This is a genomic window from uncultured Flavobacterium sp. (assembly GCF_963925185.1).
Taxonomy (GTDB): Bacteria; Bacteroidota; Bacteroidia; order Flavobacteriales; family Flavobacteriaceae; genus Flavobacterium.
Genome location: NZ_CAWURC010000048.1, coordinates 1 through 12,223 on the forward strand (window position 1 = coordinate 1; position 12,223 = coordinate 12,223).

At 37.1% G+C, this 12,223-nt stretch carries 11 protein-coding genes; 2 read left to right on the forward strand and 9 right to left on the reverse strand.

From position 1 onward, the window contains the following. The coding region (locus tag AABM59_RS09900) for a sodium:solute symporter (protein ID WP_338408806.1) at nucleotides 1-1,161 on the forward strand (1,161 nt) is incomplete at its 5' end. A gap of 45 nt (nucleotides 1,162-1,206) precedes the next feature. On the opposite strand, the gene AABM59_RS09905 is transcribed toward AABM59_RS09900, so the two are convergent. The 7 genes from AABM59_RS09905 to eno all read right to left on the reverse strand — a co-directional run bounded on the left by AABM59_RS09905 (nucleotide 1,207) and on the right by eno (nucleotide 7,562). Further along, nucleotides 1,207-1,572 carry a CoA-binding protein gene (locus tag AABM59_RS09905; RefSeq protein WP_338408807.1) on the reverse strand — a complete coding sequence of 122 codons (366 nt, stop codon included), beginning with the start codon at nucleotides 1,570-1,572 and terminating at the stop codon, nucleotides 1,207-1,209. A gap of 316 nt (nucleotides 1,573-1,888) precedes the next feature. Further along, a complete protein-coding gene (locus AABM59_RS09910; RefSeq protein WP_338408808.1) occupies nucleotides 1,889-2,185 on the reverse strand; it encodes a GIY-YIG nuclease family protein in 297 nt (98 codons plus the stop codon). A gap of 199 nt (nucleotides 2,186-2,384) precedes the next feature. Further along, nucleotides 2,385-3,323, reverse strand: a complete 939-nt coding sequence (locus tag AABM59_RS09915; protein WP_338408809.1) for an arginine deiminase-related protein — start codon at nucleotides 3,321-3,323, stop codon at nucleotides 2,385-2,387. A 93-nt stretch (nucleotides 3,324-3,416) separates the two neighbouring features. Beyond that, nucleotides 3,417-3,671 carry a four helix bundle protein gene (locus AABM59_RS09920; protein WP_338408810.1) on the reverse strand — a complete coding sequence of 85 codons (255 nt, stop codon included), beginning with the start codon at nucleotides 3,669-3,671 and terminating at the stop codon, nucleotides 3,417-3,419. A 178-nt stretch (nucleotides 3,672-3,849) separates the two neighbouring features. Then, nucleotides 3,850-4,764 carry an arginine deiminase family protein gene (locus AABM59_RS09925; RefSeq protein WP_338408816.1) on the reverse strand — a complete coding sequence of 305 codons (915 nt, stop codon included), beginning with the start codon at nucleotides 4,762-4,764 and terminating at the stop codon, nucleotides 3,850-3,852. A gap of 66 nt (nucleotides 4,765-4,830) precedes the next feature. Then, on the reverse strand, nucleotides 4,831-6,114 hold the full coding sequence (locus AABM59_RS09930) for a citrate synthase (protein WP_338408811.1): 1,284 nt from the start codon (nucleotides 6,112-6,114) through the stop codon (nucleotides 4,831-4,833). 155 nt (nucleotides 6,115-6,269) lie between these two features. Continuing rightward, complete coding sequence (eno, locus tag AABM59_RS09935; RefSeq protein WP_338408812.1) at nucleotides 6,270-7,562, reverse strand: phosphopyruvate hydratase; 1,293 nt, start codon at nucleotides 7,560-7,562, stop codon at nucleotides 6,270-6,272. 312 nt (nucleotides 7,563-7,874) lie between these two features. Between eno and AABM59_RS09940 the strand changes: the two genes are divergently transcribed. Continuing rightward, nucleotides 7,875-9,464, forward strand: a complete 1,590-nt coding sequence (locus tag AABM59_RS09940; RefSeq protein ID WP_338408813.1) for a peptide chain release factor 3 — start codon at nucleotides 7,875-7,877, stop codon at nucleotides 9,462-9,464. Between the two features lie 170 nt (nucleotides 9,465-9,634). Here the strand turns inward: AABM59_RS09940 and AABM59_RS09945 are convergent, their stop codons facing one another. Both AABM59_RS09945 and AABM59_RS09950 read right to left on the reverse strand, forming a co-directional pair. After that, nucleotides 9,635-9,859 (reverse strand): hypothetical protein, encoded by a 225-nt coding sequence (locus tag AABM59_RS09945; protein ID WP_338408814.1) that lies wholly within the window; start codon nucleotides 9,857-9,859, stop codon nucleotides 9,635-9,637. 52 nt (nucleotides 9,860-9,911) lie between these two features. Next, nucleotides 9,912-12,122, reverse strand: a complete 2,211-nt coding sequence (locus AABM59_RS09950) for a T9SS sorting signal type C domain-containing protein (RefSeq protein ID WP_338408815.1) — start codon at nucleotides 12,120-12,122, stop codon at nucleotides 9,912-9,914. Between the last annotated feature and the right edge of the window lie 101 nt (nucleotides 12,123-12,223).

Sequence of the window (12,223 nt, forward strand, 5' to 3'; positions counted from 1 at the left end):
TACTATTCCTATAAAACAGCTGCAGCCATATTTCTGGCTAGCCGCACCATAGGTTCCTCCTTTAGACTCTACCTCGTGGTGATTGTTTTACAACGGTTTGTCTTTGATTATTATGGCATTCCGCTTGCCGTGACGGTCTTACTCTCGTTGCTATTGATTTTTTCGTATACTTACAAAAGCGGTCTAAAAACTATCATCATTACGGATGCGCTGCAAACCTTTTTTCTAGTCACTTCGGTATTTCTTACTATTTATTTTATTTGTTCGAGTCTTGATTTGAGCGTTATTGGCGCATTTGAAGAGGTGAAAAACAGCACTTATTCCAAGATTTTCTTTTTTGATGATTTTGTTAGCAGCAAGTTTCATTTTGTGAAACAAATCCTTGGCGGCATGTTCGTCACTATCGCCATGGTAGGTTTAGACCAAGACCTGATGCAGAAAAACCTAAGTTGCGCCACCATTGGCGAATCCCAGAAAAACATGTTCACTTTTACCGGAATATTCGTGCTCATCAATATCTTCTTCCTCAGCGTGGGCGCCCTGCTTTATATTTATGCCGACAAAAATGGCATCTCTGTGCCAACAGATTTGATTACGGGAAAACCCAGAACCGACTTGCTTTTTCCCGAAATTGCCTTTCATCATTTAAGCATTGTACCAGCGATTGTGTTTTTGTTGGGATTGACAGCGGCCACTTTTGCCACGACGGATTCTGCCCTTACTGCCTTGACAACCTCTTTCTGTATCGATTTTTTGGGAATGGACAAGGCCGAAAATCAGAACAAACCCAACATCGTGCGAAGCAGACATATCGTGCATCTTAGTTTTTCGTTTTTGATGTTTTTGGTTATCCTCATTTTTAACTCCATCAACGACAGTTCCGTGGTGGGAATGATTTTCAAAGTCGCTTCCTATACCTACGGTCCGCTTTTGGGTTTGTACATTTTTGGATTATTCGTGAAGACGAAAACCGTAAAAGACAAGTGGGTGCCTTTTATTTGCCTGCTGTCGCCAATGCTCACTTTATTGATTAGCGACAATTCGGCTGCCTTATTTTTTGGATATGTCTTTGACAACGAATTAATTATCGTCAACACCCTGATTACCTTTATTGGGCTGTACTTGATTAGCAAACCAGCAGTGGAAGAAACGAGGTTTTAGTTTTAAATAGCTTCCATCCTTTTGGAGGCTGGAAGCTTTGAAGTTTTAATATTGGTTCATCGTCAACAACACCAATGAACAAGCCACTTCGGCTTTTATATTATTCAGTTCTAATAATTGGTAGAATTCTGGATTCTCAGTCCCAGGATTGAAAATCACGCGTTTTGGTTTCGATTCTACAATGTAATTATAATAATCCCGCTGACGTCCCGGATTTAGATACAAGGTAATGGTATCTATGTTTTTTAAAGGGATCGCTTTGGTCTGAATTTTTATTCCTGCCACTTCACCCGCATTTTGACCAATAGCCAAAACAGAATGTCCTTTTTCAACTAACATAGTGATGACTTTGTATGCGTATCGGTCTGGTTTCGTGCTAGCACCAAGAACCAATGTTTTTTTATTTTTCATAGGACAAAAGTACAATTTTGTTGTTAATTTCTTGAACCATTAAGAGATTAAGATTAGTAAGGCGCTGGGGACTATTCATTTTTGATGCTAATTTTTTGTTCCTTCCGATAGCTCAATATCATTAAGTTAAGCCCTTTACCGTCTCTTCGAGTGATTTTTAATAGTAATGCGATAGCTTTACTATTAAAAATTGTATCGAGAAGCACTATAAAGTTAATAGTTCTCGATACAATTTTTAAAGGAATCGTCTTTCCATTCTTCAAAATTTGTCTGACTTTAAAAATCACTCCAACTGACGAATTCTTAACGTGAGCTACTATGGTTTATTAAATTTTTTCTTTGCTAAATTAGGAAGTTTGTCATATTCTTCATTAATCAATGATTCTTTTTTTGCCCTTGACCATTTTTTTATTTTTTTTTCAATGTCAATTGCAAAATTAATATCTGTAAATTCACAATAATATACCAAATCAACAGGCCGTTTATTTGCTGTATAACAATCAGGATAGAAAGCGGTTTCGTGCTGAAAAAGTCTTTGTGTTAAATTGCTTGTAACCCCAGTATAATAGGAATTGTCAGAGCATTTTAAGATATATACATGAGACTGTTTCATACTATTTTTTTTTAATACTAATTTTATTGCCTTTAAATTTAATTATTCTCGATACATTTTTTGTTCCGTTACTCTCCACAAAAAACACTCGAACAGACGGTACCGGTAATTACAACAAAAGGGCTGTTTTTACAAATAAAACAACCATTAACACTCAAACTGAAGAATTTTACTTACAGCCTATTTATTGGAAAATAAATTATTCCTCTTGTGGCAAGAAAATTTCCGCCATCATACAACGGGCGCTTCCGCCTCCACAGGCTTCAATAGTATCAAGACTGGAACTCAAAATAGTGATGTGTTCTTCGAGTTGCCCAATCTGTTTTTTAGTCAAACTTTGATGTGCCGATGTACTCATTACTAAATACCTCCTGTCATCTGCTCCGCTAACTTCGAGCATGTTTCCTGCAAAATTATTGACCTGGGCTTCGGTAATTAAAATAATTTCTTTATCATCGCCTCTTAAACTATCCAATACCATTTTTCGTTCTTTCTTGTCATCGATACAGTCCGCACAAATCACAGCGAAAGTATCGCCAATGCACAGCATCACGTTCGTATGATAAATTAATTTTCGTTCTCCATTCACCGTTTGAAATGCTTCGAAAAGAATGGGGGAGAATTCGAAATCCTCACAGAATTCTATGAACAATTCCTCGTCTGCACGAGGCGATAAGGCACAATACGCTTTGCCGTTTTCTCTATCCAAAACCAGACTTCCAGTTCCTTCGAGATAAAAACCATCTTCTTCGGCAGAGGTATAATCCATGATTTCGTTGATGATAAAATGCTCCTCTTCAAGAATATCTAAAATATCTTCGCGTCGTTCTTCACGACGGTTTTCGGCAAACATGGGATATAAAACTAGGTCGCCATTCTCGTGGAATGAAATCCAGTTGTTTGGAAAAATACTGTCTGGAGTATCTGGACTTATAGTGTCGTCAACAACGATGACATGTACCCCAACAGCTCGTAACTTTTTCACAAAAGCATCAAACTCTTCCTGTGCTTTTGCATTTACTGTTGCCGGCAAAAGCGTATCCAGCACTTTTTGGTAATAATTATTTACGGCTGTTTGTTCGTTCATTCGGAATGCTACCGGACGAATCATTAGGATGGAATTTGTAGTTTGGTTCATAGTTTTCGTTGTAAGTTATAGGTTGTGGGTTGTAGGTTATTAGTTGTGGGTTATTAGTTGTAGGTTGTGGGTTGTGGGTGTTAGGTTGAGGAATTATGTTTTCCAATTTTCTTCTACATACTTTATAAAATTATAAATTTTGGCACTTCGTTCATTGCATTTAGAAATGAATTCCTGCTCATTTTCTATAATATCAGGATATAATTTAGCTATTTTTTCAATATGAAAAACCGTTTCTAAACAACTAGCGTAAGAATAAGTAAGAAATTTTACAAAATCAGCTTTGTATTTTTTTCTACCATATCCTTCCACAATATTGGCAGGAACCAAATCAGATGATCTTCTCAATTGACACCCAACTCATACATTTCGTATTTTGGCAATTTTAAGGAATAAGAATGGCTTTTATAAAACAACTCTAAACCCAAACTAAAAACTTCTAAATCTTTATAACTTTTCATATTTTCTGATTTAAATAAAAGTCTTGAACACTGACACAACTTACAACTTACAACTTACAACTTTTTTAATCTCTTATCAAAGGTAAGGTAGAGCATCGCAATAATCCTTCTTGTTTGGCAATTTGGGCATATGAAATTTCTTCTACCACAAATTCGTTAGACCTCAACCAATCATTAAGACGCGTAAATTTTTTTTCAGAAACCACGACATTGGAATCAATGGAAAAAATATTGGAATTCATGTGATACATTTCTTTTCTCGTAATATGAAATAAATTTTCCTCACCAAATAGATTCACTAGAAAAACATAATCGGCTTCTTCCCGAAATCCCCTTTTGTAAATGATTCCCTTGTTTTTTCCCACAGGCTGAAAACAACAATCCAAATGCAAAGCATTGTCGCGTGCTTCGATTTTTGATTTTACTAAGTCGAATTCCTTGATCATCTTGTTAGGAAATAAATCCTTGATATACTGCACACCATGCCAATTTGTTCGTGCTGTGATATAATCCTTATAATCACTTCCTTTGTAGGTTCCTATAAAAACATACTCCTTCCACAGCATCACGTCACCGCCTTCTATATGTACTTTTTCAGGAGGACGAACCACTTTCTTAGGATTGATTTGATCAATTATATATTGAATGGCGTCTAATTCGTGTTCCCTATCCGGTAAAATATTTGATTTAATAAAGACATCGCCAATCACAAAACCAATGTCCCTCGTAAATATCTGGTTGTAATTTTCTATCCTTTTTGGCCGAAAAACGGTTACACCATATTTCTTAAGAACTTGATCGAACGCTTCCATTTCCTCTACCATAGGAGCTTCTTCAGGATAAGTTCCGGCTAATATATGTTCTAATGATTTAGGGTCGTAGGCCTCCTCTATTGTTGGCGTTGGCCCATTACTGTTTGCTAACCCCAGAACTACCGCCTTTAATCTTGAAGTTTCATTATTTATGTTTAATTCCAATATATTTGGTTTTGGGTTACTCAAAGATAAAAAAAGCCCCACAAATTGTGAAGCTTTTTGAATCGAATTTTATCGTTTTTCCAAGGGCTTAAAATCCCTTAAAGTTTGCCCTGTATACATTTGTCTGGGACGACCAATAGGTTCTTTGTTTTCACGCATTTCTTTCCATTGGGCAATCCATCCTGGCAATCGACCTATGGCAAACATTACGGTAAACATATCCGTTGGAATTCCCAATGCTCTATAGATAATTCCGGAATAGAAATCAACATTTGGATATAATTTTCTGGACACAAAATATTCATCTACTAGCGCGGCTTCTTCCAGTTTTTTGGCGATATCTAAAATAGGATCTTCTACTCCTAAAGTGTTTAAAACCTCGTCGGCTGCTTTTTTGATGATTTTGGCTCTTGGATCAAAGTTTTTATAGACTCTGTGACCAAAACCCATCAATCTAAAAGGATCATTTTTGTCTTTGGCTTTCGCCATATATTTTTCGGCATCACCACCATTGGCGTGAATTTCTTCTAGCATTTCGAGAACTGCCTGATTCGCTCCACCGTGCAATGGCCCCCAAAGTGCAGAAACTCCTGCGGAAATTGAGGCAAACAATCCAGCATGGGAAGAGCCTACCATTCTCACCGTCGATGTAGAACAGTTTTGTTCGTGATCTGCATGAAGAATAAACAATTTATCCAAGGCGGCAATTATTACCGGATTTTCTTTATAAGGTTCCGTAGGCACTTCAAACATCAAACGCATGAAGTTTTCAACATATCCTTTTGTATTATCGTAATAGTTTAAAGGAAAACCCACACTTTTTCTGTAAGTCCAACTGGCAATAACAAGAAATTTAGCCATGGTTTTACACACCGCCTCATACATTTCTTTTTCGTTTTCGACATTTACCGATTTTGGATTAAAAGCAGTTAGCGCACTTGTCAAAGCAGCCAAAACTCCCATTGGGTGTGCTGTTTTTGGAAAACCATCAATGATGCTCTTCATTTCTTCGTTGACCAAAGAATGTCTTCGAATATCGTTTTCGAATTTCTCCAACTGTTTTGCAGTAGGTAATTCTCCAAAAATTAAAAGGAAACTTACTTCTAGAAAATTAGCCTTTTCCGATAATTCTTCAATAGAATATCCTCGGTATCTCAGAACACCCTCTTCGCCATCAAGGAAAGTAATTTTACTTGTGCAAGAACCTGAATTTTTAAATCCTGGATCCATCGTGATTGCCCCTGACAAATCACGTAAATTATTAATATCAATGGCCACTTCATTTTCGCTTCCTACCAGTATTGGAAACTCGTATTTTTTACCATCAATTTCTAAAGTTGCTATTTTTGACATACTAAAATTGGAAATTAGACTTTTAAATTTAAATTTTAACAAAAATAGGCTATTTGACATTAATTTAAAAGAGAAAACTACAATGATATTGTTAAATTTCATAAAAAAAGCCATTCGCAAGAGCGAATGGCTTAATATAGAATTATGCTAAATAATTATTTTACTTTAAAGGCTTTTGCGCCAGGAAAATAAGCAGTATTCCCTAGTTCTTCCTCAATTCTAAGCAATTGGTTGTATTTTGCCATACGATCCGAACGGGAAGCGGAACCTGTTTTAATTTGCCCACAATTCAAGGCAACTGCTAAGTCAGCAATTGTATTGTCTTCGGTTTCGCCTGAACGGTGTGACATTACTGAAGTATAACCAGCATTTTTAGCCATATTTACAGCAGAAATAGTCTCGGTTAAAGTTCCAATTTGGTTTACTTTTACCAAAATAGAATTGGCGATTCCTTTTTCGATTCCGGTAGACAAACGCTCTACATTAGTCACGAATAAATCGTCCCCAACTAATTGAACTGTATCTCCAATCTTGTCGGTCAAGTATTTCCAACCGTCCCAGTCATTTTCATCCATTCCGTCTTCGATAGAGATAATTGGATAATTGGCAGCTAATTCAGCTAAATAATCCGCTTGTTCTTCTGAACTTCTGATTTTTCCTGTTGGACCTTCAAATTTCGAATAATCGTATTTTCCGTCAACGTAAAACTCAGAAGAAGCACAATCCAAAGCGACCATTACTTCGTCTCCAAATTTATAACCCGCCGCTTCCACCGCTTTTTTGATAGTATCCAAAGCATCTTCGGTTCCACCTGCCAGGTTTGGAGCAAAACCTCCTTCATCACCCACGGCCGTACTCAACCCTCTGTCGTGTAACACTTTTTTTAGATTATGGAAAATTTCTGTCCCCATTTGCATTGCTTGGGTAAAAGAAGTTGCTTTCACCGGGATGATCATAAATTCTTGAAACGCGATAGGCGCATCAGAATGAGAACCTCCGTTAATGATATTCATCATTGGCACAGGCAATGTATTTGCAGAAACTCCACCTATGTATCTGTATAATGGCAATCCTAGTTCGTTAGCAGCCGCTTTTGCAGCCGCAAGAGAAACACCAAGAATAGCATTGGCTCCTAAGTTTGATTTGTTTGGCGTACCATCTAACTCAATCATCGTTTGGTCAATTAAGTTTTGTTCGAAAACTGATGTTCCTAATAATTCTTGAGCAATTTTAGTATTTACATTTTCAACTGCTTTTAAAACTCCTCTTCCAAGAAAGGCTTTGCCACCATCGCGTAATTCTACTGCTTCAAATTTTCCTGTTGAAGCTCCTGATGGAACTGCTGCTCTACCTAATATACCATTTTCGGTAATTACGTCTACTTCTACAGTAGGATTTCCCCTTGAATCGAAAATTTGTCTTGCGTGAATTTTGATAATAATACTCATTTTTATTGTTTTAAATATTGAAATATAATTTATTAAGCTACAAAGATATTATATCTAAACAAATGATTAATTAAATATACCGAATGTTATTAACGAAAACGTTGTAATATTATGGCGTCCAAAGTTATAAATTGATTCCCCGAAAATTGATACGGGTATTTTAAAAAAAAGATCGATTTTTAAAACTAAAATTCTCTAAATCTAATCCTCAAGGAATTCTTTAAATAAAATAATTAATGGTAAAAAATTGAAAACAGTAGCTTTTTGAATTCGCATTTATAAATAGTACTTTTGCAGACTATTTATACAAATATGGGCTTTTTAGAAGAAATACAGCGAAGAAGAACTTTTGGGATTATTTCGCATCCCGATGCCGGTAAAACAACATTGACTGAAAAGTTGCTCCTTTTTGGAGGTGCCATTCAGGAAGCCGGTGCGGTAAAGAACAACAAAATCAAAAAAGGAGCTACAAGCGACTTTATGGAAATTGAACGCCAGAGAGGAATCTCCGTGTCGACCTCGGTGTTGGCCTTTATTTACAAGGACAAAAAAATAAACATTCTCGATACTCCTGGACACAAGGATTTTGCCGAAGACACTTTTAGAACCTTAACAGCGGTCGATAGCGTAATTGTTGTTATTGACGTTGCCAAAGGAGTTGAGGAACAAACGGAAAAATTAGTTGCCGTTTGCCGAATGCGAAAAATTCCCATTATCGTTTTTATCAATAAACTGGATCGTGAAGGAAAAGACGCTTTTGACCTGATGGACGAAGTCGAACAAAAACTGGGTTTAACAGTTACTCCATTGAGTTTTCCCATAGGAATGGGTTATGATTTCAAAGGAATTTATAATTTATGGGAACAAAACATCAACTTGTTTAGTGGGGATAGTAGAAAAAATATCGAGGAAACGATTGCCTTTTCGGATGTAAAAAACCCTGGATTGGAAAAAATTATTGGAGAAATACCTGCCGATAAATTACGTGAAGAATTAGAATTGATTGACGAAGTATATCCAAAATTTGATCGACAAGATTATTTAGACGGAAAGCTACAACCTGTATTTTTTGGTTCGGCATTGAATAATTTTGGGGTTCGCGAACTCCTAGACTGCTTTGTTCAGATTGCTCCATCGCCAAGACCTAAAGAATCAGAAACGAGATTGGTTGACCCGAAAGAAGAAAAAATGAGCGGTTTTGTTTTTAAAATCCACGCTAATATGGATCCAAAACACCGCGACCGTTTGGCTTTCATCAAAGTCGTTTCGGGCACTTTCGAAAGAAACAAGCCTTATTACCATGTTCGCCAGAAAAAGAATCTAAAATTCTCTAGTCCGAACGCCTTTTTTGCCGAAAAGAAGGAAATCGTCGATATCTCCTATCCCGGTGATATTGTGGGCTTGCACGACACGGGGAATTTCAAGATTGGCGACACGCTGACCGAAGGCGAAATCATGAGTTTCAAGGGAATTCCGAGTTTCTCTCCAGAACATTTCAGGTACATCAATAATGCCGATCCGATGAAAGCTAAACAACTAGACAAGGGGATCGATCAGTTGATGGACGAAGGGGTTGCGCAATTATTCACGCTTGAAATGAACAACAGAAAAATCATTGGAACTGTAGGAGCGCTTCAATATGAGGTCATCCAATACCGACTAGAACACGAATATGGTGCCAAATGTACTTATGAGAATTTCCCGGTGCATAAGGCATGTTGGGTAAAACCCAATGATCCTAAAAGTGAAGAGTTCAAGGAATTCAGAAGAATAAAACAAAAATTCCTAGCTCATGATAAATACGGGCAATTGGTCTTCCTTGCCGATTCGGATTTTACAATCCAAATGACGCAGAATAAATTTCCTAACGTGAAGTTGTTTTTTACTTCGGAATTTGAGTGAATCCAAACCCTAACCCTATTTGAAGTATTGCTTCATACCTCGCAATAACTGAAGCCGAAACCGGATTGAGAACATACTAATCAAATAGTTTTACAACTACACTTATTTAAAGAAAAAAACCCTATTCCAAGTCTTGGAACGGGGTCTTTAATTAAAATTTGGCAGGCCTTTTAACCCTGAATTTTATTGTTTTGATTTGCTCTCAATTTAAGAAAAACATAAACCAAAGCCATCAAGGCTAAAACCCAAATAAAATCATCTATAGGTGCCGCAGCAGCATCAGTTCCTTCCATGTCACTGATGTCGTCTGTTTCTCCAGGTTGTTGTGCAAATAGAGCAAAATTAGAACACAAGCAAAAGAAAACTAAATAATATTTTAATAAATTATTTTTCATAGTATTGATGTTTAATTGTCGATTTGGTTATTCAATAACCAAACTCGCTTTTCTAGTTAACTAATTTTTTACTCACTTTAATTTGGTTTTCGGAAGTGATTTCAACAATCAGGACTTGATTACCAAGCTTGGCGCTTTCGATAGTTGTATCGTTAGCATTTACTTTCGATTTTTCGAAAATAAGACGTCCACTGATATCATATATTTTAACGTTGTCAATGGTTGACCCACTAGATTTGATGTGTATTGTGCCCTTGTTTTTATATACAGCAACACTGTTGTCATTAAAAACGGATGCATTGATTCCCAAGGTTTTTTGATATTTCAACGAGAATCTGGCGTTGTCAACACCGGCAGCTGCTGTGAAAGCATAGGCTCCTGCTTTCAAATCTGTTTCGATTCCAGTAGAGTTGTCTTTAAGGAAAACGGCTTGACTTCCTGAAAAAAGGCCATCCACATGGTCAATGGCAATGGTATACTCACCTGCAAGATCTGTTTTGAAAGCCAATGGCACCACATCCGTTCCGTCAAAAGGCAAGCTTCTTCCTTGGATTACAAATTCTTCGTTATTAAGGAAAGAGTTTAATGCTATAGCGCTATCGTTAATGTATTTTCCATCAATTCCTGCATCAACGCCTTGTGTGGCATCTGTCATGTAAGCCACTAACATTTGGCTAAAAACACCTGTTGTATTGGTCAAGTTTACCCAAACACGGTTTCTTTCGACAGTATTTCTGGTTTTAAAGAATGGTGCGCTGTTATTGGTAGTTCGCATCGCATTGGTGAAATCCAATGTAGTGGCTGCTACTCCTGTTTTTACAATAAAACCTTGACCTACTGCTACTGTTCCGTCCGGAACTCCACTACCATTACCAGAAGCAGCGGCCGTAACTGTTATTCCAACTAAATTATAAGTAGCATACGCTGTACCAGTTCCTGCATTTGTTTTTCTCCAAAAATATAATGTACCATCCGTTGAATTACCATTAATGAATGCATCAGCACTTATTGTTGACGGATACGGATTCCCAACAGCATTATAGGTACTAGAAGTAAGACCTGTAACACTAACATCTCCATTATTTGGCAATCCCGTGAAAGCACCATCATAGGTCAGGGTTGCAGTACCTAAAGCATAGGCAGATCCTCCTCCCAGATTTGAAGGATCTTCGTTTGGCATACGGATTAAATAACCGTTAGCTGCTGCAAATGGAGTCGTTGATGGACTAACAACTGTATTATATAGATTTGTAGATGGATTGTACGTATAGAATCGTGTTGCGTTTGTTAAAGGAGAGAAAGCCAATAAATTTTGGCTGTCTACCGGCGAAGACCACATCGTATAATCCAAACGATATAAAGCATTACTGTCGCGGATTACAGTAATAGCACCTGAATTAGCATTCACCGTGGTTGCAGCATCCTGAATTAAGTTGGCATTATTACTAAAAGTTAATGTGGCAGGAGCTGTTACAGTAACCGCACCAGTTACAGTGACATTATTTCCAGTAGGAATAGTTGCAACTGCACTGTTATTAACTGTTAAAGTTTTTGCAGTAATATTCGCAGCAGCTGAATAAGCTCCTGCGATAATGGCATCAAGGGAAGCTGTTGGAGCACCATTTGACCAAGCTGTAGTCCAAGTAGTTGAAGTTGCTGTGATACTTACATCATCAATATAAATAGTGGATGCTGTTCTATACCAACGAAGCCTAATATTTGTACCAGGATTATTAATTACAGCAGATATCTGATAAAAAGTATTGAGTACTGAAAAAGTATTTGCTTGAGTATATGTCGAGCCTACTTGTGTGTAAGAGGTCCCTCCATCAGTTGAAATTTGCAATTGAACTCCAGCAGAGCTAGAAGAAGAAGCCGCTGCCCAAAACGTTACAGTACCTACACCATTTGTTATGACAGGCGTACTTAAACATGCACCAGTAGAGGATTTGATTTGTGCAGAATAAGCCCCACTATTTCTAGTTGTTCCTCTAATTACATTACCCAATTTCCATGTTCCAGAACCTAAAGTAGTGTCTGTACCAGCATCAGCAGCAATAGTAGAAGCAGCCCCTGTACCTGTATAAGTAGTAGGCATACCTGTCTCAAATCCTTCTGTTATCTGCCCCCAACTCACCTGAGCATTCATCAATAATAAGGCAAACAATACAAGCAATCCATTGATTGTTGTTTTACTTTTTGCGGTAAAAGAGTCCCTTCTAGACGTAGTACCTAATTTCTCGAATAAACTATTTTTCATCATAATAAAATTTAGTAGGTTATGGTTTTTCTAAAAAAATAAACCGGTACAAATGTAGTTTGGTTCCGTTATTTTGTAAAAAATTTCAGGTTACTAAACTATTA

Excerpts from the sequence above, each read along its gene's own strand:
- AABM59_RS09905 (WP_338408807.1), bottom strand. The coding sequence starts at position 1,572 with ATGAAAAATAAAAAAACATTGGTTCTTGGTGCTAGCACGAAACCAGAC.
- AABM59_RS09945 (WP_338408814.1), bottom strand. The coding sequence starts at position 9,859 with ATGAAAAATAATTTATTAAAATATTATTTAGTTTTCTTTTGCTTGTGT.
- AABM59_RS09915 (WP_338408809.1), bottom strand. The coding sequence starts at position 3,323 with ATGAACCAAACTACAAATTCCATCCTAATGATTCGTCCGGTAGCATTC.
- eno (WP_338408812.1), bottom strand. The coding sequence starts at position 7,562 with ATGAGTATTATTATCAAAATTCACGCAAGACAAATTTTCGATTCAAGG.
- AABM59_RS09910 (WP_338408808.1), bottom strand. The coding sequence starts at position 2,185 with ATGAAACAGTCTCATGTATATATCTTAAAATGCTCTGACAATTCCTAT.
- AABM59_RS09950 (WP_338408815.1), bottom strand. The coding sequence starts at position 12,122 with ATGATGAAAAATAGTTTATTCGAGAAATTAGGTACTACGTCTAGAAGG.
- AABM59_RS09940 (WP_338408813.1), top strand. The coding sequence starts at position 7,875 with ATGGGCTTTTTAGAAGAAATACAGCGAAGAAGAACTTTTGGGATTATT.
- AABM59_RS09930 (WP_338408811.1), bottom strand. The coding sequence starts at position 6,114 with ATGTCAAAAATAGCAACTTTAGAAATTGATGGTAAAAAATACGAGTTT.